Source organism: Pseudomonas sp. HAR-UPW-AIA-41, assembly GCF_002304225.1.
GTDB lineage: Bacteria > Pseudomonadota > Gammaproteobacteria > Pseudomonadales > Pseudomonadaceae > Aquipseudomonas.
In genome coordinates this window covers 176,257-198,296 of sequence record NZ_NSLB01000003.1, presented here as the reverse complement: position 1 = coordinate 198,296, position 22,040 = coordinate 176,257, and the positions used below count along the sequence as shown (strand labels likewise).

General features: G+C 62.6%; 23 protein-coding genes and 1 pseudogene. 16 read left to right on the top strand and 8 right to left on the bottom strand.

Features of this window, described 5'->3' with window-relative positions; all coding sequences use genetic code 11:
- From CK486_RS08200 to pilG, 5 genes are all read right to left on the bottom strand, one after another.
- Positions 1–867 carry a CheR family methyltransferase gene (locus CK486_RS08200; protein ID WP_095940004.1) on the bottom strand — a complete coding sequence of 289 codons (867 nt, stop codon included), beginning with the start codon at positions 865–867 and terminating at the stop codon, positions 1–3.
- Positions 868–929: 62 nt separating this feature from the next.
- Positions 930–2,978, bottom strand: coding sequence for a methyl-accepting chemotaxis protein (locus CK486_RS08195; RefSeq protein ID WP_095939802.1), 2,049 nt, complete (start codon positions 2,976–2,978; stop codon positions 930–932).
- 125 nt (positions 2,979–3,103) lie between these two features.
- Complete coding sequence (locus CK486_RS08190; protein ID WP_095939801.1) at positions 3,104–3,640, bottom strand: chemotaxis protein CheW; 537 nt, start codon at positions 3,638–3,640, stop codon at positions 3,104–3,106.
- 43 nt (positions 3,641–3,683) lie between these two features.
- On the bottom strand, positions 3,684–4,046 hold the full coding sequence (gene pilH, locus CK486_RS08185) for a twitching motility response regulator PilH (protein ID WP_095939800.1): 363 nt from the start codon (positions 4,044–4,046) through the stop codon (positions 3,684–3,686).
- 44 nt (positions 4,047–4,090) lie between these two features.
- On the bottom strand, positions 4,091–4,498 hold the full coding sequence (gene pilG / locus CK486_RS08180) for a twitching motility response regulator PilG (RefSeq protein WP_095939799.1): 408 nt from the start codon (positions 4,496–4,498) through the stop codon (positions 4,091–4,093).
- Positions 4,499–4,739: 241 nt separating this feature from the next.
- Between pilG and gshB the strand changes: the two genes are divergently transcribed.
- The 7 genes and pseudogenes from gshB to CK486_RS08145 all read left to right on the top strand — a co-directional run bounded on the left by gshB (position 4,740) and on the right by CK486_RS08145 (position 10,570).
- Positions 4,740–5,702, top strand: a complete 963-nt coding sequence (gene gshB, locus CK486_RS08175) for a glutathione synthase (RefSeq protein WP_095940003.1) — start codon at positions 4,740–4,742, stop codon at positions 5,700–5,702.
- A 54-nt stretch (positions 5,703–5,756) separates the two neighbouring features.
- Positions 5,757–6,647, top strand: coding sequence for an energy transducer TonB (locus CK486_RS08170; RefSeq protein WP_095939798.1), 891 nt, complete (start codon positions 5,757–5,759; stop codon positions 6,645–6,647).
- Between the two features lie 47 nt (positions 6,648–6,694).
- Positions 6,695–7,264 (top strand): YqgE/AlgH family protein, encoded by a 570-nt coding sequence (locus CK486_RS08165; protein WP_095939797.1) that lies wholly within the window; start codon positions 6,695–6,697, stop codon positions 7,262–7,264.
- Positions 7,261–7,689, top strand: a complete 429-nt coding sequence (gene ruvX / locus CK486_RS08160; protein ID WP_095939796.1) for a Holliday junction resolvase RuvX — start codon at positions 7,261–7,263, stop codon at positions 7,687–7,689. Before CK486_RS08165 ends, ruvX begins: the two co-directional genes overlap by 4 nt.
- A gap of 17 nt (positions 7,690–7,706) precedes the next feature.
- A complete protein-coding gene (gene pyrR / locus CK486_RS08155; protein ID WP_095939795.1) occupies positions 7,707–8,222 on the top strand; it encodes a bifunctional pyr operon transcriptional regulator/uracil phosphoribosyltransferase PyrR in 516 nt (171 codons plus the stop codon).
- Positions 8,223–8,297: 75 nt separating this feature from the next.
- Positions 8,298–9,298: pseudogene (locus tag CK486_RS08150) on the top strand (aspartate carbamoyltransferase catalytic subunit).
- The gene (locus CK486_RS08145) at positions 9,299–10,570 is read left to right on the top strand and encodes a dihydroorotase (protein ID WP_095939794.1); all 1,272 of its coding nucleotides are present in this window, start codon (positions 9,299–9,301) and stop codon (positions 10,568–10,570) included. It abuts the pseudogene before it with no gap.
- A gap of 56 nt (positions 10,571–10,626) precedes the next feature.
- Here the strand turns inward: CK486_RS08145 and CK486_RS08140 are convergent, their stop codons facing one another.
- Positions 10,627–11,025, bottom strand: a complete 399-nt coding sequence (locus tag CK486_RS08140) for a TM2 domain-containing protein (protein ID WP_095939793.1) — start codon at positions 11,023–11,025, stop codon at positions 10,627–10,629.
- A 151-nt stretch (positions 11,026–11,176) separates the two neighbouring features.
- Here CK486_RS08140 and CK486_RS08135 point away from each other — a divergent pair, with 151 nt between their 5' ends.
- A complete protein-coding gene (locus tag CK486_RS08135) occupies positions 11,177–12,388 on the top strand; it encodes a putative DNA modification/repair radical SAM protein (protein WP_095939792.1) in 1,212 nt (403 codons plus the stop codon).
- Entirely contained in the window at positions 12,388–13,281 is an 894-nt protein-coding gene (locus CK486_RS08130) for a TIGR03915 family putative DNA repair protein (protein WP_095939791.1), read from the top strand. Before CK486_RS08135 ends, CK486_RS08130 begins: the two co-directional genes overlap by 1 nt.
- On the opposite strand, the gene CK486_RS08125 is transcribed toward CK486_RS08130, so the two are convergent.
- Positions 13,232–14,380, bottom strand: coding sequence for a PilT/PilU family type 4a pilus ATPase (locus CK486_RS08125; protein WP_095939790.1), 1,149 nt, complete (start codon positions 14,378–14,380; stop codon positions 13,232–13,234). The two genes, CK486_RS08130 and CK486_RS08125, sit on opposite strands and share 50 nt — an antisense overlap.
- Positions 14,381–14,410: 30 nt before the next feature.
- Positions 14,411–15,445, bottom strand: a complete 1,035-nt coding sequence (gene pilT, locus CK486_RS08120; RefSeq protein WP_095939789.1) for a type IV pilus twitching motility protein PilT — start codon at positions 15,443–15,445, stop codon at positions 14,411–14,413.
- A gap of 72 nt (positions 15,446–15,517) precedes the next feature.
- Here pilT and CK486_RS08115 point away from each other — a divergent pair, with 72 nt between their 5' ends.
- The 7 genes from CK486_RS08115 (at position 15,518) to metW (ending at position 22,018) form a co-directional block, all read left to right on the top strand.
- Positions 15,518–16,210, top strand: a complete 693-nt coding sequence (locus CK486_RS08115) for a YggS family pyridoxal phosphate-dependent enzyme (protein ID WP_095939788.1) — start codon at positions 15,518–15,520, stop codon at positions 16,208–16,210.
- Positions 16,211–16,227: 17 nt separating this feature from the next.
- The gene (proC, locus tag CK486_RS08110; RefSeq protein WP_095939787.1) at positions 16,228–17,046 is read left to right on the top strand and encodes a pyrroline-5-carboxylate reductase; all 819 of its coding nucleotides are present in this window, start codon (positions 16,228–16,230) and stop codon (positions 17,044–17,046) included.
- Between the two features lie 11 nt (positions 17,047–17,057).
- Positions 17,058–17,657, top strand: coding sequence for a YggT family protein (locus CK486_RS08105; RefSeq protein WP_095939786.1), 600 nt, complete (start codon positions 17,058–17,060; stop codon positions 17,655–17,657).
- A 9-nt stretch (positions 17,658–17,666) separates the two neighbouring features.
- On the top strand, positions 17,667–17,963 hold the full coding sequence (locus CK486_RS08100) for a DUF167 domain-containing protein (RefSeq protein WP_095939785.1): 297 nt from the start codon (positions 17,667–17,669) through the stop codon (positions 17,961–17,963).
- A 205-nt stretch (positions 17,964–18,168) separates the two neighbouring features.
- Positions 18,169–20,157: a dynamin family protein gene (locus tag CK486_RS08095; protein WP_095939784.1), complete on the top strand. Its 1,989-nt coding sequence runs from the start codon at positions 18,169–18,171 to the stop codon at positions 20,155–20,157.
- A gap of 97 nt (positions 20,158–20,254) precedes the next feature.
- On the top strand, positions 20,255–21,394 hold the full coding sequence (locus CK486_RS08090; RefSeq protein ID WP_095939783.1) for a homoserine O-acetyltransferase: 1,140 nt from the start codon (positions 20,255–20,257) through the stop codon (positions 21,392–21,394).
- Positions 21,395–21,397: 3 nt separating this feature from the next.
- Positions 21,398–22,018 carry a methionine biosynthesis protein MetW gene (metW, locus tag CK486_RS08085; RefSeq protein WP_095939782.1) on the top strand — a complete coding sequence of 207 codons (621 nt, stop codon included), beginning with the start codon at positions 21,398–21,400 and terminating at the stop codon, positions 22,016–22,018.
- The last annotated feature ends 22 nt before the right edge of the window (positions 22,019–22,040 follow it).

Sequence of the window (22,040 nt, the reverse complement as noted above, 5' to 3'; positions counted from 1 at the left end):
TCATAAAATCTTCCGGGTAAATGCCAGCACGCGTTCATCTGCTACCGCTTCCAGTTCGGGGTGCTGCCACTCGGCCACCTCCCCCACACCGATCACCAGCAGGCCTCCGGGAACCAGACGCTCAACCAGACGGTTGAGCAGTTCACGGCGCCGCCAGCGGCGGAAATAGATCAACAGGTTCTGGCAAAAAATCACGTCCATATCGGACATAGGCGCCTTGGCCACGTCCAGTACATTCAGGCGAGCACAACAGACTCGCTCAGTCAGCGCCGGGACAACCTGAAAGCGGCCATCCTCCCGCACTGCGAAATAGCGTTCGCACAACTCCGCATCCAGCTGCTCAAGTCGTCGCGCCGCATAAGCGGCCTCACGCGCCTTGCTCAGGGCGTTGAGACTGATATCGGTCCCGGTCACGCCGAACTGGCCCGCCCACTCACTGTCCTTCAACACCTCGGCGGCGCAGATGGCCATGGAGTAGGGCTCTTCACCGCTGGAACAGCCTACGCTCCACAGCGTCCAGGGTCGCGGCACTCCTTCACGTTCGAGGCGGCCCTCAAGGTATTCCCTGAGCACATCGAAAGACGGTGGATGACGAAAGAAACGGGTTTCCTGAACAGTCAGGCGATCCAGCAGGGTCGACCACTCGACAGCGCCACGCGGCCCCTCCAGCACCTGCTGGTAATACAGGCTGTAGTCACTCAAGCCGAGCTCGCGCATACGCGCGGTCAGGTTGGTCTGCAAAAAGGCACGACGCTGCTCACTGATGACCAGACCGGTACGCTGCTCCAGCAGCGTCTGCCAGTCCTGGAATTGTGCAGGCGTCATTTCGGCCACGGGTTGCAAGGCCCAGATGGCGCTTGGCTGCATGCCTTGGCCCTCGCTCATGGTCGCTTGACGGCGGCCTGCTCAGGCCGCCGCGCCTCCGCAGATCAGGCCTGTTCCGGTGCGTCAGGCAGGTTGAAGCCCGATACCGACTTACGCATCTCACTGGCCATCTTGGCCAGGTTACCAATGCTTCGTGCGGTGGCGGTGGTACCGGCCGAGGTCTGCGAGGTGATCTCCTGGATCACGTTCATGGTGTTGGAGATGTGACCAGCCGACGATGCCTGTTGGCGGGCGGCATTGGAGATGTTCTGAATCAAGGCCGCGAGGGTCTTGGATACCTTTTCAATCTCTTCCAGGGCCACACCCGCGTCCTGGGCCAGACGGGCACCACGGACCACTTCGGAGGTGGTCTGCTCCATCGAGATAACCGCTTCGTTGGTGTCGGTCTGAATCGTCTTAACCAGAGCCTCGATCTGCTTGGTTGCAGCGGAGGAACGTTCCGCGAGGCGCTGTACTTCGTCCGCTACCACGGCGAAGCCCCGGCCGGCGTCACCCGCCATGGAGGCCTGGATCGCCGCGTTAAGAGCCAGAATGTTGGTCTGGTCAGCAATGTCGTTAATCAGGCTAACGATGTCACCGATCTCCTGGGACGATTCACCCAGTCGCTTGATCCGCTTGGAGGTGTCCTGGATCTGCTCACGGATGTTATCCATGCCGGTGATGGTGTTATGCACCACCTCGTTACCCTTGTTGGCAATGGCTACCGAACGTTCCGCTACCGCGGTGGACTCGGAGGCGTTCGCCGATACCTGGTCAATCGACACGGCCATTTCGTTGATCGCCGCGGAAGCACCGGCAATTTCCTGCGCCTGGTGCTCGGATGCCTCGGCCAGGTGCATCGCCGTGGCCTGGGTTTCCTGGGCCGCGGCCGCTACCTGCACGGCGGTCTGGTTAATCGTGGCTACCAGATCACGCAGCTGGTCGATCGAGTAGTTGATGGAGTCAGCGATCGCACCAGTGAAGTCCTCGGTTACGGTCGCTTGTACGGTCAAGTCACCGTCGGCGAGGTCGGCAATTTCGTCGAGCAGACGCAGAATCGCGGCCTGGTCACGTTCAGATTTCTCTTCACGCTCAGCCAGACGGGTACGGGTGGTCTGTACCATGACCAGACCGATCAGGATGATCGAGGCCAGCGCCAGGGCACCCAGCACATAACCGGCGATGGTGTTGAAGTAACGACCACTGGCAAGGTTTTCGAAGCCAACTGCCAGAGAGGACGCTTTATCCAGCTGGGTTTGCGACTCGGTGAAGATGGTATTGGCAGACTCACGAACCTGGAACAGTTCGGGCGAGGTTTCCAGAATTTCGTCTACCGAACCGGATACAAACTCGAACAGTTCGGAAATCTCGGCCAAACGCTCCAGGGCTTCCTCGTTGGTCACCTTGGAAATCGACATGGCAGCATTGCCCTCGACCATGCCAACCAGTACGCGACCGAACAGACTGGCGTCACGACCAAAACTGTCGGCGGCCTGAACAGAGTCCTGGTCACCCGCGAGCACTTTGTTCACCGAACCGAGGATACGCTCCGCCAGCAGCGACTGGCGCTGGGCTACCGAAACCTGATCGGCGGGCGCTTCGTTTTCCAGCAGGATGTCAACGACTTCCTCGTACTCGACCTGCAGCTGCGGAATGGTTTCGGCGAGGGTGGCAGCTACCTGGTGCAGCGACAGTACAGTCTGCTCACTGGCCAGAATGGCGTCGGCGTTCTGACGCAGGCCATCCCAGTCCTTCTGCACGGCATCCATCTCGGCCTTCACCGCCTCGGGAGCAGCAGGCAGACCAGTGGCGTCGTCACCCTTGGAGAGAATATTCCAGCGCTTCTCGAAGTCATTACGCGCCTGCTTCAACAGGGCAAAGGCCTCGGCTTTACCAGCCGCCGCTTCGGTGGCGTTCTTCGCGATGTTCTGCGACAGCACGCGCAGCTCACCGGCATGGCTGATGTACTGCTTGTCGTACTCTGCCTGAGTGCCGAGATAGAAGAAGTTGGCAAACAGCAGCACGATGGAGATCACCAGGACTGCGAAGAGTCCGGCAATCAGCGTGTTACTGCGCACACCACTGAGGAGATTGCCTGCATCGAGTTTTTTCATTATCTGGCCCTCGCCTGGACCTACCACTTTGGGGTTCCACGTAACGCCAACGAGCCGGAAAACCCGGCCCAACCTGTAAAATCTTGCGTCCTACAGACGCCAAAAGCCCGACTGAATCAGCCGGGCTATACCGCAATATCGAGAAAACCCTGGTGCCTGGCCAGCGCATGCGGACTGAACACCAGCCAGGGCTGCTCACGCTGAAACTGCCCCTGCACGAACGGCAGGATGTTCGCTTCCAGCGGCGGCAACTGCTCGGTGAACGAGTCCACATTGAAGTGCTGCATACCGAACACTTCGTCGACGACCAGACCCGAGAACACGTCCTGATGCTCGACGACCAGAACACGACGCTGCTTGCGCAGTGGTGAAAGCTCACCACCGAAAAAGCCGCACAGATCCATGATCGGCAACAGGCGACCCCGCACATTGGCCACGCCCTTGACCCAACTCTTCACGCCGGGCAGCAAGGTGTAACGCGGCTCATGCAGGACTTCGGTCACTTCCCCCATCGGCGCGACAAACAGCCGCCCGCCCATGCGGAAGCCGATACCACTCCAGGTCTGCACGGTCTCCTGCTGCGACGGCAAGCCGGCAGCCAGAGCGCGACAGCGCTGGTCGATATCACAGAGAAGCTGGAAGGGAGTCTGAGCGTCCGACATGCCGGCCTTATTCTTCTAGTTATGCACAGACCGCAGAGCAGGCTTAAGCCAGAACTGCGCTCAGGGTTTTCAGCAGCGTATCTTCATCCACCGGCTTGGTCAGGTAGTCACGCGCACCCTGGCGCTTGCCCCAGACCTTGTCGGTTTCCTGATCCTTGGTGGTAACGATGATCACCGGAATATGGCTGGTTTCCGGATCCTTGGTCAGCTGACGGGTAGCCTGGAAGCCATTGAGGCCCGGCATGACGATATCCATCAACACGGCATCAGGCTTTTCCTGACGAGCCAAGGCAACGCCATCGGCGCCATTCTCCGCCTTCAGCACCTGATGGCCATGCTTCTCAAGCATAGCCGTCAGTTTGTACATCTCGGTCGGCGAGTCATCAACAATCAAAATTCGAGCCATGGGGTCTCCCATCTGGAAAAGGCACAACGGCCGGGGCCGTACTACTAGGAGGCTTGCTCCACCGGGGTGAAATCAGGGACGTGGGCCTTGATAGCACCGAGCAACTCTTCCTTGCTGAAAGGTTTGGTCAGGTACTGATCAGAGCCAACGATGCGGCCTTTCGCCTTATCGAACAAACCGTCCTTGGAGGACAGCATGATAACCGGCGTTGATTTGAAGGCGCTGTTGTTCTTGATCAGAGCGCAGGTCTGATAACCATCCAGACGCGGCATCATGATATCGACGAAGATGATGCTCGGATGGGAATCGGCAATCTTGGCCAGGGCGTCAAAGCCGTCGACCGCTGTAATGACATCGCAACCCACTTTCTTCAGCAAGGTTTCCGCGGTACGACGAATCGTCTTTGAATCGTCGATCACCATGACCTTCAAACCTTCGGAATGCTGTTCCATGTTCGCCCTACCATCGCCTCGGTGAGTCGTTATTCTTGCGTTATATCAGTGCGCTAAAGGCCCTGCCACCGACGGGCTGCGAGCCAATCGTTCAGTCTTTTTAGCACACTCTCTAAATGCAATCTATAAGCCCCCGGCCCACAAGGTTTTTTCCTTGACCGGAGAACTACCCAGCGCCAACCTGAGCGCCTTTTACATCATTTGCCTGGCCATTCAGCGCCAGTTTCAAGCAGGAGCCGCCATGTCAATTCGTCTGGGCATCGTGATGGACCCCATCGCCAGCATCAGCTTCAAAAAGGACAGCTCGCTGGCCATGCTGCTGGCCGCCCAGGCCCGCGGCTGGCAACTGTTCTACATGGAGCAGCAGGACCTCTACCAGCGCGCCGGACAAGCCCGCGCTCGCCTGCGTCCATTGCGGGTATTCGATGACGCCGCCCGCTGGTTTGAACTCGGCACCGAAGTCGACCAGCCGTTGCAGGATCTGGATGTGATCCTGATGCGCAAGGACCCTCCCTTCGACAACGAGTTCATCTACTCCACCTACCTGCTGGAACAGGCCGAACAAGCCGGCTGTCTGGTGGTCAATCGCCCGCAGAGCCTGCGCGACTGCAACGAGAAGATGTTCGCCACCCTGTTCCCGCAGCTGACGCCACCCACCCTGGTCAGCCGCCGCGCCGACATTCTGCGCGAGTTTGCCAGCGAGCAGCGTGACATCATTCTCAAACCCCTGGACGGCATGGGCGGCTCTTCGATCTTCCGCCATCGCGAAGGTGACCCGAACCTCTCGGTGATTCTCGAAACCCTGACCAACCACGGCAGCCAGCAGATCATGGCGCAGCGCTACCTGCCGGCCATCATCGACGGCGACAAGCGCATCCTGATGATCGACGGCGAGCCGGTCCCGTATTGCCTGGCACGCATCCCGGCGCAGGGTGAAACCCGCGGCAATCTGGCCGCCGGTGGCCGTGGCGAAGCCCGCCCACTGACCGAGCGCGACCTGGAAATTGCCCGTACCGTCGGCCCGGAGCTGCGCAAGCGCGGCCTGCTGTTCGTCGGCCTCGACGTGATCGGCGAGCACCTGACCGAAATCAACGTGACCAGCCCGACCTGCATTCGCGAGATCGACAAGGCCTTCGACACCCGCATTGGCGAACGCCTGATGGATGCCATCGCCGCCAAGCTGGCAGCGCGGACCACTTCATAGACTTTTCTCTGCCCGCTCGGCAGACTGCGCCCATTCGTTTGTGAAGCCGATGCAATGACTGCCGCCACTCCATTACCGCTCCCCAGCAGCACGGTCCGCCCCGCGGACCGTCTCGGCTTCACCCTGCTGATCGCGGCGGTCCTGCACGTTGCACTGATTCTCGGCGTGAGCTTCACCCTGCCTGGGCCCAGCCTGCTGAGCAAATCCCTGGAAATCACCCTGGCCACCTTCAAGAGCGAGGAAAAGCCCAAGGAGGCCGACTTCCTCGCCCAGGACAACCAGCAGGGCAGCGGCACCCTGGAACACAAGGCTGCCCCCAAGACCACCGAGCAGGCCCTGTTTCAGGACACCGAGGTGAAAAAGGTGACCCCGCCGGCCGCGCAGCCCAAGGCCAGTCAGGAAGTCGCCCCCAAAGCCGCGCTGGCCACCCGCGCACCTCAGCCACAGAAGACTCCGGTCAAGCGCGAAGAACAGCAGCCCGAGCCGAACACCCGCCAAGCGCCAACCTTCGACCTGTCGCAGCTCTCCTCGGAAATCGCCAGTCTGGAAGCGCAGCTGGCCGATGAGCGCCAGGCCTACGCCAAGCGCCCGAAGATCCACCGCCTCAACGCTGCCTCGACCATGCGCGACAAGGGCGCCTGGTACAAGGAAGAGTGGCGCAAGAAGATCGAGCGCATCGGCAACCTGAACTACCCGGACGAGGCGCGACGCAAGCAGATCCACGGCTCGCTGCGCCTGCTGGTATCGATCAACCGTGACGGCACCCTGTACGAGGTGCAACTGCTGGAATCCTCCGGCCAGCAGGTGCTCGACCAGGCAGCCATGCGCATCGTGCGCCTGGCCGCGCCCTTCGCCCCCTTCACCGGAGACCTCGCAGACATCGACCGCCTGGAAATCATCCGCACCTGGCGCTTTGAGCGCGGCGACCGCCTCTCCAGCCAGTAATGCGCACAGCGCTTGATGCGCATCGACGCACGACGGAAACTAGCCGCATGAAAAATGCCCAGCAAAGCTTCCTCAAGCACCACTTCCTGATTGCCATGCCGCACATGGCCGACCCTCATTTCGCCCAGACCGTCACCTATCTGGTCGAACACAATGAGCAGGGCGCCATGGGCCTGGTGATCAACCGCCCCAGCGGCCTGCACCTGACGGACATCCTCGAACAACTGCGCCCGGACCAGCCCAGCGCCGAGCGCTGCCAGCTCCAGCCGGTCTACAGTGGCGGCCCGGTGCAGACCGAACGCGGTTTTGTCCTGCACCCGGCCGGCCACAGCTATCAGGCCACCCTGGAGCTGGGTGAGCTGGCGCTGTCCACCTCGCAGGACGTGCTGTTCGCCATGGGTGATGGCGGCGGCCCGGAAAAATCCCTGATCTGCCTCGGTTATGCCGGCTGGGAAGCTGGTCAGCTGGAGGCCGAACTGGCCGACAATGCCTGGCTCAGTTGCCCTGCCGACAGCCGCATCCTCTTCGACATCCCCGCCGACGAGCGCCTGAGCGCCGCGGCGGCCAGCCTGGGCATCAACCTCAGCCTGCTCACGGCACAGGCCGGGCACGCATGAGCGCGCCACGCCTGCTGCTCGGCTTCGATTACGGCACCAAGCAGATCGGCGTCGCCGTCGGCCAGGCCATCACCGGACAGGCGCGCGAACTCTGTGTACTCAAGGCACAGAACGGCGTCCCGGACTGGAACAAGGTCGAAGCCCTGATCAAGGAATGGCAGCCGGACGCCATCGTTGTCGGCCTGCCACTGAACATGGACGGCACGCCCAGCGAAATGAGCGAGCGCGCCGAGAAATTCGCCCGGCGCCTGCATGGCCGCTACCAACTGCCGGTCCACACCCATGATGAACGCCTGACCACCTTCGAGGCCAAAGGCCAACGCCTGGCCCAGGGCCAGCGCGGCGGCTACCGGGACAACCCGGTGGACGCACTGGCCGCAGCCCTGCTGCTGGAAGGCTGGCTCGAACAGCACCCCAACACCTGAAATCCTCCGGAGACGCCATGATTCTGCCCAGCCCCGCCGATCTGCTGCCCGCCATGGCCCGCGAGCTGAAAGCCCACCTGGCCCGACATGACATCACCGCCGCCCGCTTTATCGGTATCCGCACCGGCGGTGTCTGGGTTGCCCAGGCCCTGCTCGCCGAGCTGGGCCGCCAGGAAGAGCTCGGCACCCTGGACGTGTCCTTCTACCGCGACGACTTCACCCGCAGCGGCCTGCACCCGCAAGTCCGCCCGTCGGAACTGCCCTTCGAGATCGACGGCCAGCATCTGGTGCTGATCGACGACGTGCTGATGAGCGGCCGCACCATCCGCGCCGCTCTCAACGAGCTGTTCGATTACGGCCGCCCGGCCAGCGTCACCCTGGTCTGCCTGCTCGACCTGGATGCCCGCGAGCTGCCGATCCGCCCCGATGTTGTCGGCACCACCCTGTTCCTGCCGGCCGGCCAGCGGGTAAAATTGACTGGCCCGGCACCGCTGAACCTAGAACTCAGGTGCCTCGATACCCAGGCCCAGTAGTAAAGCGATCCGTGCCTGCCCTGCCCCGGCAGTAAGGCATCGCCCCTTGTTCCGCCGCCAACCGAGAATTCCGCGATGACGCCGACCGACGCCAAGCGCCCGCTGCAGCTCAACGACCAGGGCCAGCTGCGCCACTTCCTCTCCCTCGACGGCCTGCCGCGCGAACTGCTCAGCGAGCTGCTGGAGACTGCCGACTCCTTCCTCGAAGTCGGCGCCCGCGCCGTGAAGAAGGTGCCGCTACTGCGCGGCAAGACGGTGTGCAACGTGTTCTTCGAGAACTCCACCCGCACCCGCACCACTTTCGAACTGGCGGCCCAGCGCCTGTCGGCCGACGTGATCACCCTCAACGTGTCGACCAGCTCGACCAGCAAGGGCGAAACCCTGTTCGACACCCTGCGCAATCTGGAGGCCATGGCCGCCGACATGTTCGTGGTGCGCCATGCCGACTCCGGCGCCGCCCACTTCATAGCCGAGCACGTCTGCCCGAATGTCGCGGTCATCAATGGCGGCGACGGCCGGCACGGCCACCCGACCCAGGGCATGCTCGACATGCTCACCATCAAGCGCCACAAGGGCGGTTTCGAGAACCTCTCCGTCGCGATTGTCGGTGACATCCTGCACTCGCGCGTGGCGCGCTCAGACATGCTGGCGCTGAAAACCCTCGGCTGCCAGGACATCCGCGTGATCGCGCCGAAGACCCTGCTGCCGGTGGGCATCGAGCAGTACGGCGTGCGCGTCTTCCACAACCTCGCCGAAGGCCTCAAGGACGTCGACGTGGTGATCATGCTGCGCCTGCAGAAGGAGCGCATGCAGGGCGGCCTGCTGCCCAGCGAGGGCGAGTTCTACCGCCTCTACGGCCTGACCGAACAGCGGCTGGCCCTGGCCAAGCCGGATGCCATCGTCATGCACCCGGGCCCGATCAACCGCGGCGTGGAAATCGAATCGGCCGTCGCCGACGGCGCCAGTCGGTGATCCTCAATCAGGTCACCTACGGCATCGCCATCCGCATGGCCGTGCTGTCCATGGCAATGAGCGGGCAGACCGCGCAACGACAAGCCGAGCAGGAGAACGCCTAAGTGAGCCTCAGTATTCTTGGCGCCCGCGTCATCGACCCCGCCAGCGGGCTGGATCAGGTCAGCGACCTGCACATCGACGCTGGCCAGATCATCGCCATCGGCGCCGCCCCGGCTGGCTTCCAGGCCTCCCAGCGCATCGACGCCCAGGGTCTGGTCGCCGCTCCCGGCCTGGTCGACCTCAATGTCAGCCTGCGCGAGCCGGGCTACAGCCGCAAAGGCACGATCAACAGCGAAACCCTGGCCGCCGCCGCCGGCGGCGTCACCAGCCTGTGCTGCCCGCCGCAGACCAAACCGGTACTGGATACCACCGCCGTTGCCGAACTGATCCTCGATCGCGCCCGCGAAGCCGGGCATGCCAAGGTCTTTCCGCTGGGTGCCTTCAGCAAGGGGCTGGCCGGCGAGCAGCTGGCCGAGCTGGTCGCCCTGCGCGACGCCGGCTGCGTGGCCTTTGCCGACGGCCTTGGCGGCTTCCACAACCCGCGCCTGCTGCGCCGGGCCATGGAATATGCGGCAACCTTCGACCTGACACTGGTGCTGCACTCCCAGGATCCCGATCTCGCCGCCGGCGGCATGGCTCACGAAGGCGCCCTGGCCAGCTTCCGCGGCCTGGCCGGCATTCCGGAAACCGCCGAGACCGTCGCCCTGGCCCGAAACCTGCTGCTGGTCGAGCAAAGCGGCGTGCGCGCCCACTTCACCCAACTCACCACCGCACGCGGCGCGCAGATGATTGCCGAGGCCCAGGCACGTGGTCTGCCAGTCACCGCCGACGTGGCGCTGTACCAGCTGATCCTGACCGACGAGGCGCTGGAAGACTTCTCCAGCCTCTATCACGTGCAACCGCCGCTGCGCTCGCCAGCCGATCGCAACGGCCTGCGCGCCGCCGTCAAATCCGGCGTGATCCAGGCCATTGCCAGCCACCATCAGCCGCATGAGGCTGACGCCAAGCTGGCGCCGTTCGCCGCCACCGAGCCGGGCATCAGCAGCGTCGAACTGCTCCTGCCGTTGGCCCTGACGCTGGTGCAGGACGGCCTGCTCAGCCTGCCGGAACTGCTGGCCCGCCTCAGCAGCGGTCCGGCCAGCGCCCTGCGCCTGCCCACCGGCCAGTTGGCCACCGGCCGCGCCGCCGATCTGGTGCTGTTCGACCCGCAAGCCTCGACGCTGGCCGGCGAGACCTGGCACTCCAAGGGGCAGAACTGCCCCTTCCTCGGCCACTGCCTGCCGGGCCTGGTGCGCTATACCCTGGTCGACGGTCAGGTGCGCTATCAGCGCTGAGCGTCGCTCACAAAAAAGCCCGCCAGTCGGCGGGCTTTTTTCTGCCTGAAAACGACTCAGGCCGATTGCGCGTTGCGCACGGAAATCTGCGTATTCAGCGTCCAGAAGTCATACAGCACACCGATCAGGAACAGGCCGCCGGTGCACAGGTACAGAATGCCGGTCAGCCACTTGCCCATGTACATGCGGTGCACCCCGAACAGACCGAGGAAAGTCAGCAGAATCCAGGCCACGTTGTAGTCGGTTTCGCCACCGTGGTAGCGCAGATCGGCCTCGCGATCCATCGACGGGATCAGGAACAGGTCGATAATCCAGCCGATGAAGAACAGCCCGAGGGTGAAGAACCAGATGGTCCCGGTCACCGGCCGGCCATAGTAGAAACGGTGCGCGCCGAGAAAACCGAAGATCCACAGCAGGTAGCCAATGACCTTGCTATGCGTGTCCTGTCGTTGCATTCCTGCCCCCTGTCATTAGTGATCACTACATTGACCACGAACTCTACGCAAGGTTGCCCTGCCGGTCGAAATCCATTGCGTTACAACTTCCATCTTGCGACTCATGAGCGACCCGAAATACTGTATATAAAAACAGTTATCGAGTTAGGCCATGCAACTGATCGACAAGCTCTCCATTCTCGCCGACGCCGCCAAGTACGATGCTTCCTGCGCCAGCAGTGGCGCGCCCAAGCGCAGCTCAAAGGGCAGCGGCGGCATAGGATCGACCAATGGCATGGGCATCTGCCACAGCTTTACTCCGGACGGCCGCTGCGTGGCCCTGCTGAAAATTTTACTGACCAATTTCTGCCTGTATGACTGCCAGTACTGCGTCAACCGCCGCTCCAGTGATGTGCCACGCGCCCGCTTCACCCCGGAAGAAGTGGTCACCCTGACCCTCGATTTCTATAAACGTAACTGCATCAGCGGTCTGTTTCTCAGTTCCGGCATCATCCGCTCAGCCGACTACACCATGGAGCAGTTGATCCGGGTGGCCAAGCTGTTGCGCGAAGAGCATGAGTTTCGCGGCTATATCCACCTCAAGACCATCCCCGACGCCGATCCGTTGCTGATCGAAGAAGCCGGTCGCTATGCCGACCGTCTTAGCGTGAATATCGAACTGCCCACGGAAAGCAGCCTGATCCGCCTGGCACCGGAAAAGCAGGTGCGCACCATCAAACAGGCCATGCATTCGATTCATCAAGGGGAACGTGAGGCTCGGGCAGAAAAACGCGCACCACACTTCGCTCCGGCCGGGCAAAGCACGCAGATGATCATCGGTGCCGATGCCACCGACGACAGCACCATCCTGCACACCGCTGCCAGCCTGTATGGAGATTACCGCCTGCGTCGGGTCTACTACTCGGCATTCAGCCCGATCCCGCAAAGCCCGAGCACCGTGCCATTTTCCGCGCCACCACTGCTGCGCGAACACCGCCTGTACCAGGCCGACTTCCTCATGCGTGGTTACGGTTTCAGTGCCGGCGAACTGCTCAGCGGGCCCGGCAACCTGGCACTGGATGTGGATCCCAAACTGGCCTGGGCGCTGAGCCATCGCGAGCACTTCCCCGTCGATCTGAACCGCGCAGAACCTTCCATGATCGCGCGCGTGCCCGGTATCGGCGTGCTGAGCGCTAAGCGCCTGGTCGCTCTCCGCCGACACAAGCGCATTCGCTTCGAAGACCTGACCCGACTGCGCTGCGCCCTGGAAAAAGCCAAACCCTTTATCGTCACTCAGGACTACCGCCCCACACTGGCGGAACCCTGCTCGGCACACCTGCGGCAGCAACTGAGTGAAACCCCTGCACAGATGGCGCTCTGGTGATGTACCGCGCAAGCTTCGATGGCAGCTTCGCCTCCTGGCGCCATGTCGCTAGGGACTTTCTGCAACGCGGCATAGCTCCTCACCAGATTGATTGGCGGGATCAGGACTGTCGCGACGGACTGTTTGATCTAATCAGCGAAACCACTCATGCCGCAGAGAAAAAATCAGCACCTCGCGTTCCACGACAGCTGCTAGATCTACTGGAAAGTGCGGCATGCTTTCGTATTGAGAATCGCTGGAGCCTGCTCTACCGGGTTCTCTGGCGAGTAACCGAGGGAGATCGCAGCGCGATGCTGCCGGGCGATGCCGATGGTAGCCAGTTACACAAGCGACTCAAGGCAGTTCGCCGCGAAGCCCATCATTTGCATGCGTTCCTGCGTTTCCATCCGCTCCCGGACAACACCAGCGGCCCGCAGCTTGTCGCCTGGCACGAGCCGGCTCACGATATTCTGCTAAAAGCCAGCGGTCATTTTATCGAGCGTCTTGGGTGCAATAGCTGGCTGATCGCGACCCCACAGGATGGCGTGCACTGGGACGGACAACGGCTTCACTATGAGCGCCGCTGTCCACCCGAATGGCGACGCATGGCACAAACACCGATGGATTCTGGGGAGGCACTGTGGCTGGCGTATTACGGCAGCACCTTTAACCCCGCCCGGCTAAACCGCAGCGCGCTGGAAACCAACTTGCCAGTACGTTTCTGGAAGAACCTGCCCGAGGGCATGCTCATTCAGCAACTGATGAGCCAAGCCAGAGCTGGAGCACAACGCGACGGGCAAGCCGAGAGGGTCGCCCGACAGCCCGGCAAACGCATTCGTCACCGGGCCAAGGACGCAAGCAGCACTAGCGAAAACGCCGGGCGTGCGGGTCTTCTTCCGCCACTTCCAGACTGAGCCCATGGTTTGAGCTGGTCAGGTGCTCGCCATCGGTTTCCGAGCCCAGCTTGATCATCAGGCGCAGGTCGTTGGCCGAGTCGGCATGCGCCAGCGCATCCTCGTAGGTGATCTCGCCCTGGGAATACAGGGCATAGAGGGCCTGGTCGAACGTCTGCATGCCCTGCTCGGTGGAGCGCTTCATGAGCGCCTTGAGCTCATGTACCTCACCCTTGCGAATCAGATCAGCAGCCAGCGGGGTATTGATCAGCACCTCGATCACCGCGCGGCGCCCCTTGCCGTCCGGCGTCGGCACCAGTTGCTGGGCGACGATGGCCTTGAGGTTCAGCGACAGGTCCATCCACACCTGCTGCTGCCGGTCGGCGGGAAAGAAGTTGATGATGCGGTCCAGCGCCTGGTTGGCGTTGTTGGCGTGCAGGGTCGCCAGACAAAGGTGGCCGGTCTCGGCGAAGGCCACGGCGTAATCCATGGTTTCGCGGGTCCGCACCTCACCGATCAGGATCACGTCCGGCGCCTGGCGCAGGGTGTTCTTCAGGGCCACCTCAAAAGTCTCGGTATCAATACCCACTTCACGCTGGGTGACGATACAACCCTGATGCTGGTGGATGTATTCGATCGGGTCTTCGATGGAGATGATGTGACCGCTGGAGTTCTTGTTGCGGTAGCCGATCATGGCCGCCAGCGATGTCGACTTACCGGTACCGGTAGCACCAACAAATAGCACCAGACCACGCTTGGTCATGGCCAGTTTCTTGACGACATCCGGCAGTTTGAGGTCTTCGATCGTTGGAATATTGGTTTCGATGCGGCGCAGCACCATACCCACCAGGTTGCGCTGGTAGAACGCGCTGACACGGAAGCGGCCGATACCGCGGGCACTGATGGCGAAGTTGCACTCGTGCTTCTCGGCGAACTCGCGCCGCTGGGCCTCGTTCATCACTCCCATCACGGTTTCACGAGTCTGCTCGGGCGACAGCGGGTTCTTGGTTACCGGCATGACCTTGCCATTGACCTTCATCGACGGCGGCACGCCGGCAGTGATGAACAGGTCGGATCCGCCCTTTTCCACCATCAGGCGCAGAAGCTTTTCAAATTCCATGCAATCCTCGGTCGGTCAGCCAGACCGCTATTAGAAGTTTTCCTGAATCTTGGCTTTTTCGCGCGCGCTCTCGCGGCTGATCAGGCCCTTGGCCAGCAGGTTCTTCAGGCACATATCGAGGGTCTGCATGCCCAGCGAACCGCCGGTCTGGATGGCCGAATACATCTGCGCAACCTTGTCTTCGCGGATCAGGTTACGGATGGCCGGGGTACCGATCATGATCTCGTGGGCCGCGACACGACCGCCGCCGATCTTCTTCAGCAGGGTCTGCGAAATGACCGCCTGCAGCGACTCGGACAGCATGGAGCGAACCATGGACTTTTCCTCGGCGGGGAACACGTCGACGATACGGTCGATGGTCTTGGCCGCGGAGGTGGTGTGCAGGGTGCCGAACACCAGGTGACCGGTTTCTGCCGCGGTCAGCGCCAGGCGAATGGTTTCCAGGTCGCGCATCTCACCCACCAGGATGATGTCCGGGTCTTCACGCAGTGCCGAACGCAGTGCCTCGTTGAAGCCGAGGGTGTCGCGGTGCACCTCGCGCTGGTTGACCAGGCACTTCTTCGACTCATGAACGAATTCGATCGGGTCTTCGACGGTGAGAATGTGGTGGTACTTGTTGTTGTTCAGGTAGTCGAGCATGGCCGCCAGGGTGGTCGACTTACCCGAACCGGTCGGGCCGGTGACCAGCACCAGACCACGCGGCACATCGGAGACCTTCTTGAAGATCTCACCCATGCCGAGGTCTTCCATGGTCAGCACCTTGGAAGGAATGGTACGGAATACCGCACCGGCACCGCGGTTCTGGTTGAAGGCGTTAACGCGGAAGCGCGCCACGCCGGGTACTTCGAAGGAGAAGTCAGTCTCGAGGAACTCTTCGTAATCCTTGCGCTGCTTGTCGTTCATGATGTCGTAGATCAGCGCATGCACCTGCTTGTGATCCAGCGGCGGCAGGTTGATACGGCGCACGTCGCCGTCGACACGAATCATCGGTGGCAGACCAGCCGAGAGGTGCAGGTCCGAAGCGCCTTGCTTGGCGCTGAACGCCAGCAGCTCGGTAATATCCATGGGACTCCCCAATCACAAGCAAGCAGGTAGAATGCCGCCAATTCGCGGCAGACAGGCAAAAGGTGCGGATTAATGTCCACCATAGCAAAGAATATTGCAAAGGTTCGCACGCGGATCCGTGAGGCCGCGCAAGCCTGTGGCCGCGACCCGCAGACGGTAGGCCTGCTGGCGGTGAGCAAGACCAAGCCGGCCGCCGCCGTGCGCGAAGCCCATGCCTGTGGCCAGAGCGATTTTGGTGAAAATTACCTGCAGGAAGCCCTGAACAAGCAGGCAGAGCTGAGCGACCTGCCACTGACCTGGCACTTCATCGGGCCGATCCAGTCGAACAAGACCCGCCCGATCGCCGAGCATTTCGCCTGGGTGCATTCGGTGGACCGTCTGAAAATCGCCCAGCGTCTTTCAGAACAACGCCCCACGCAGTTGCCACCGCTGAATATCTGCCTGCAGGTCAATGTCAGCGGCGAGGCCAGCAAGTCCGGCTGCACCCCCGACGAACTGCCAGCGCTGGCCGAGGCGGTCAGCCAGCTACCCAACCTGCGCCTGCGCGGGCTGATGACCATACCCGAACCCACCAGCGACGTTGCCCAGCAGCATGCCGCCTGCGCGCGCCTGCGCCAGTTGCGCGACGACCTGAACCTTGAGCTTGATGTCCTGTCCATGGGCATGAGCGACGATCTGGAAGCGGCGATTGCCGAAGGCGCCACCTGGGTGCGCATCGGCACCGCCCTGTTTGGCGCCCGTGATTACGGCACGCCCACTCACTGACTTTTGAAGGAATGACTATGAAACAGCTCCGCATTGCCTTTATCGGCGCCGGCAACATGGCCGCCAGCCTGATCGGCGGCCTGCGCGCCCAGGGTCTGGCGGCCAGCCAGCTGTGCGCCAGCGAGCCGGGTGCCGAGCAACGTGCCAGGGTTGCCGGCGAGCACGGCATCGAGGTCTTTGCCGGCAATGCCGAAGCCGTTCAGGGTGCCGATGTCATCGTGCTGGCGGTCAAGCCTCAGGTCATGAAAGCGGTGTGTCTGGAGCTGGCACCCAGCCTCAGCGCTAACAAGCTGATCGTCTCCATCGCGGCCGGCATCAGCTGTGCCAGTCTGGCCAACTGGCTCGGCCAGCGCCCGATTGTCCGCTGCATGCCCAACACGCCCGCCCTGCTGCGTCAGGGTGTGAGCGGTCTGTATGCCAATGCCGAAGTGTCGGCCGAACAGCGCCAGCAGGCCGAGCAACTGCTCTCGGCCGTCGGCCTGGTCCTGTGGCTGGAGGATGAGGCACTGATCGACGCGGTAACCGCCGTTTCCGGCAGTGGCCCGGCCTATTTCTTCCTGCTGATCGAGGCCATGACCGCCGCCGGCGAAAAACTCGGTCTGCCCCGCGCCACCGCCGCGCAACTGACCCTGCACACGGCTCTCGGCGCCGCGCGCATGGCCTGCGAGAGTGACGTCGACGCCGCCGAGCTGCGCCGCCGTGTCACCTCGCCCAACGGCACCACCGAAGCGGCCATCAAGACCTTCCAGGCCGGCGGCTTCGAGGCACTGACCGCCAGAGCCATGCAGGCCGCCACCGACCGTTCGGCCGAAATGGCCGAGCAACTCGGCCAGTAAAGGAGCAGACCATGACCGGATTGAACACCGCCGCCATCTACATTCTGCAGACCCTCGGCAGCCTGTATCTGCTGATCGTCCTGTTGCGTTTCATCCTGCAACTGGTGCGGGCAGACTTCTACAACCCGCTCAGCCAGTTCGTGGTACGCGCCACCCAACCGCTGGTACGCCCGCTGCGCCGGTTCATTCCGGGCCTTGCCGGTCTGGACCTGGCTTCGCTGCTGCTGGCCATCGTTGTGCAACTGCTGCTGATGGCACTGACCCTGCTGCTGATGGGTTATGGCGCCGACATCATGAGCCTGGCCGGCCAGCTGCTGATCTGGTCGATCATTGGCGTCACCTCGCTGTTCCTCAAAGTGTTCTTCTTCGCACTGATTGTCAGCGTGATCCTCTCCTGGGTCGCTCCCGGCACTTACAACCCCGCCGCGCAGCTGGTCAATCAGCTGTGCGAACCGGTGCTGGCCCCCTTCCGCAAGCTGATTCCGAACCTGGGCGGCCTGGATATCTCGCCCATCTTTGCCTTCATCGCACTGAACCTGATCGACATGCTGGTGATCGGCAACCTGGCCGCCATGACCGGCATGCCACGCCAGCTCAGCCCCTTCATGTAAGAACGGGCATTGAGCTATTTCCGCTGGGACGGGGATGACCTGATCCTCGACTGTCACCTGCAGCCCAAGGCGAGTTCCGACGAATTCGCCGGCCTGCATGGTGACCGCCTGAAAATCCGCCTCACCGCCCCGCCCGTCGAAGGCAAGGCCAACGCCCACCTGTTGGCCTTTCTCGGCAAGGCTTTCGGCGTGGCCAAAAGCCAGGTCAGCCTGATCAGCGGCGAACTCAATCGGCAGAAACGCGTGCGCATCCAGCGCCCGCAGAAACTGCCGGACCTGCCCGGACTGACCGCTCAGGGTCATTGACCGACCATAAGGCGGGACAATGGCGCCAGCCGGTTGACGATCCGCCCACTGCTTCCATAATGCCTGAGCTGAAATACTGGCCATTTGCCTGTGCGCCAGTTCACAGCTCATGGTCAATCCGCAGCCAAATCGGCGCGCGCGGGTTAGCGTAACGCTATCAAGAAGCTGCATTCGGCACGGATGCACTGCCCGGAGGAAGATCAGGATGAGTATGGAACGTCTCAGCCAGCAGGTTGACGCCTATGTAGCCTGGAAGCGCGAGCTGATGCGCGAAATCACCCGCTATCGCAGCTGGCTGGCGCACAACCGCCTGGGCAGCCCGGCGGTGGAAGCCAAGCTTGATCGCGCCCTGAAGATTCTGCGCACCGACCACATCACCCTGGCCTTCGTCGGCGAGTTCTCCCGCGGCAAGACCGAGCTGATCAACTGCCTGTTCTTCTCGCAGTTCGGCCAGCGTATGCTGCCGTCCCAGGCCGGACGCACCACCATGAGCCCCACCGAGCTGTATTTCGACCCGCGCTCGGAGCGGTCCTACATCCGCCTGCTGCCCATCGAAACGCGCCTGGCCGAGGCCAGCATTGCCCAGTTCAAGCGCGTACCACGGCACTGGGTGAACATCCCGCTGGATGTCAGCGACCCGAACAGCATGGCGCAGGCCTTCGCCCAGGTCGCACGGACCAAGCCCATGCCCGTGGAGCAGGCGATCCAGCTCGGCTTCCACCCGGACATGCTCGAAGCCGGCGACAAGCCTGGCATCGTGCTGGTACCGGCCTGGCGCCATGCCCTGATCAACTTCGATCACCCCCTGCTGCGTCAGGGTCTGCGCATTCTCGATACGCCCGGCCTGAACGCGCTCGGCAGCGAGCCTGAGCTGACCCTGTCGATGCTGCCCAGCGCCCAGGCCATCATTTTCCTGCTGTCGGCCGATGCCGGCGTCACCGCCTCGGACATGAGCATCTGGCAACAGCACATCTGCCAGCTGGATGACGACACCCTGACCGGGCGCTTTGCCGTGCTGAACAAGATCGACGTGCTGTGGGATGACCTGGCCGGCGAAACCTTCGTGCAGAACGCCATCAACCAGATCCGTCAGAGCACCGCCAAGCAGCTCGGTATCAAGGCGCAGGATGTGCTGCCACTGTCGGCAAAGCAGGCCTTGCTGGCCAAGGTACGCGGCGATCAGGAACTGCTCGCGCGCAGCCAGATCGACAACCTGGAAAGCCTGCTGTGCGAGCGCATCGTTGCGCAGAAGGAGCGCCTGCTCGAAGAGTCGGTGGTCAATCAGGTCCTCGGCCTGCTCAACAACAGCCAGCACGTGCTCAACCTGCGCCTGAACAAGGTGCGCGAGCAGCAGAACCTGCTTGCCAACCATCGCCAGGATAACGGCCAGCTGCTGTTCGAGCTGACGGCCAAAACCAAGGATGACCACACCCGTCACCACAAGCGCCTGCTGGGATTGAAGACCAACCAGCGCCTGGTCAAGCGCCAGGGCGACCTGTTGCGCTTTGCCGCCCGCCCGGAGCGCCTGGAAGAACATCTGGGCAAAGTGAAGGACAACCTGCGCAGCAGCTGGACCACCCTCGGTATCAACCACGCCATCCTGCACTTCTTCCGCGCCGTGGAGTTCGACCTGACCTCTCTGGAGCACGAAGCGGCCCTGGCCAACAAGATGGTCGGCGCCATCTACCAGCGGCATAACGCCGAGAACCCGCTGCACGGACTGGATGCACCGCAGCTCAACATCAGGCGCTACCAGCGCGAGCTTAGCCAGCTGAAGGCCAAGGCCGATCGCTTCCGGCGCAACCTGAAGACCCTGCTGACCGAGCAGCGCCTGCTGACCCGACGCTTCCTCACCACGCTCGCCCAGGAAGTGATGGGCCTGCACCAGCGCCTGCGCCAGGAAACCTACCAGTGGAGCAGCGATGCGCTGATGCCGCTGATGCAGCACACCCTGGAGCACAAGCAGATGCTGGAAAGCCATATGGTTCGGCTCAAGGCGCTGGCTCAGGAAACCCAGCAGACCCACCAGCGCGGCCTGCAGTTCAAGCAGTACGCCGAAGACCTGGAGCGCCAGCTGGCCGAGGCCAACGAGATGCTGCGCGTGCTGCGCCGCCCGGCACCGGTCCAGCGCCAGGGCAAGGTCGTCAGCCTGCCGCTCGCCGCACGCGCCTCCTCGTCTGCCGAACGCAGCTAAGTTGTTGTTTTAGCGAGCCCACCCAGTGCCCCGTGCGATTGCCGCCCGGGGCACTGTTCTTTAGACTGCAGCTCTCCCCCGAACACGAGCAGGGTCGATGCCCACTGTCATCCCCGAAGATAGCGTTGGTCTGGTCAGCCCACAGGTAGCGCAGTTCGCCGAACCCCTGGCGCTGGCCTGTGGCCGCAGCCTGAGCCACTACGAACTGGTCTACGAGACCTACGGCGAACTGAATGCCGAGCGCAGCAACGCCGTGCTGATCTGTCATGCCCTGTCCGGCCACCATCATGCCGCCGGCTACCACAGCATGGACGAGCGCAAGCCCGGCTGGTGGGACAGCTGCATCGGCCCGGGCAAGCCGATCGATACGCGCAAGTTCTTCGTCGTCAGCCTCAACAACCTCGGCGGCTGCAACGGCTCCACCGGCCCCGCCAGCCGCAATCCGCAGACTGGCCGCGTCTACGGCTCGGACTTCCCGGTGGTCACGGTAGAAGACTGGGTCAACAGCCAGGCCCTGCTCGCCGACCGACTGGGCATCAGTCAGTGGGCCGCGGTCATCGGCGGCAGCCTGGGCGGCATGCAGGCGCTGCAGTGGACCATCAGCTACCCCGAGCGCGTACGCCACTGCCTGTGCATCGCCTCGGCGCCCAAACTGTCGGCACAGAACATCGCCTTCAACGAGGTCGCACGCCAGGCCATCCTCACCGACCCGGACTACCGCGGCGGCGACTTCCAGGAACAAGGCGTGATTCCCAAGCGCGGACTGATGCTGGCGCGCATGGTCGGTCACATCACCTACCTGTCCGACGATGCCATGGGTGAGAAGTTCGGCCGCGAGCGCAAGAGCGAGACGCCCAACTTCGATCTGCACAACGTCGAGTTCCAGGTCGAAAGCTACCTGCGCTATCAGGGCGAGGAATTCTCCGGGCGCTTCGATGCCAACACCTACCTGCTGATGACCAAGGCGCTGGACTACTTCGACCCGGCCGCCAGCCAGGGTGGTGATCTGGCCAAGACCCTCAGCGTGGCCAAAGCCGATTTCTGTGTGATGTCCTTCACCACCGACTGGCGCTTCTCGCCGGCGCGCTCGCGGGAAATCGTCGATGCGCTGATGGCGGCGAAGAAGAACGTCAGCTATCTGGAAATCGAGGCCGCCCAGGGGCACGACGCCTTCCTCATCCCCATCCCGCGCTACCTGCAGGGATTCTCTGCCTACATGAACCGGATCAAGGTGTAAGCCATGCGTGCCGACCTGGAAATCATCCACGAGTGGATTCCCTCCGGCAGCCGCGTGCTCGACCTCGGTTGCGGCGACGGCGACCTGCTGGCCAGCCTGGCCGAACACAAGCAGGTCAGCGGCTATGGCCTGGAAATCGACCCGGACAAGATCACCGCGTGCATCGCCCGAGGGATCAACGTGGTCGAGCAGAACATCGACCAGGGGCTGGGCAACTTCGCCAGCAACAGCTTCGACGTGGTGGTCATGACCCAGTCGCTGCAGGCCCTGCAATACCCGGACAAGGTGCTGGCGGAGATGCTGCGGGTGGGCAAGACCTGCATCATCACCTTCCCCAACTTCGGCCACTGGCGCTGCCGCTGGTACCTGACCACCAAGGGCCGCATGCCGGTCTCGGACTTCCTGCCCTACACCTGGTACAACACGCCGAACATCCACTTCTGCACCTTTGCCGACTTCGAGCGCCTGTGCCATGCCCAGGGCGCGCGAATCGAGGAAGGCCTGGCGGTGGACCGCGAACACCGCCATAGCCTGGGCAGCCGGCTGTGGCCTAATCTGATGGGCGAGATCGGCATCTACCGCATCAGTGGTGCCGGTCTGGCCGAACACCGCGTCGCGGTGTAGTCCACCACGCTTTGGAGGATCG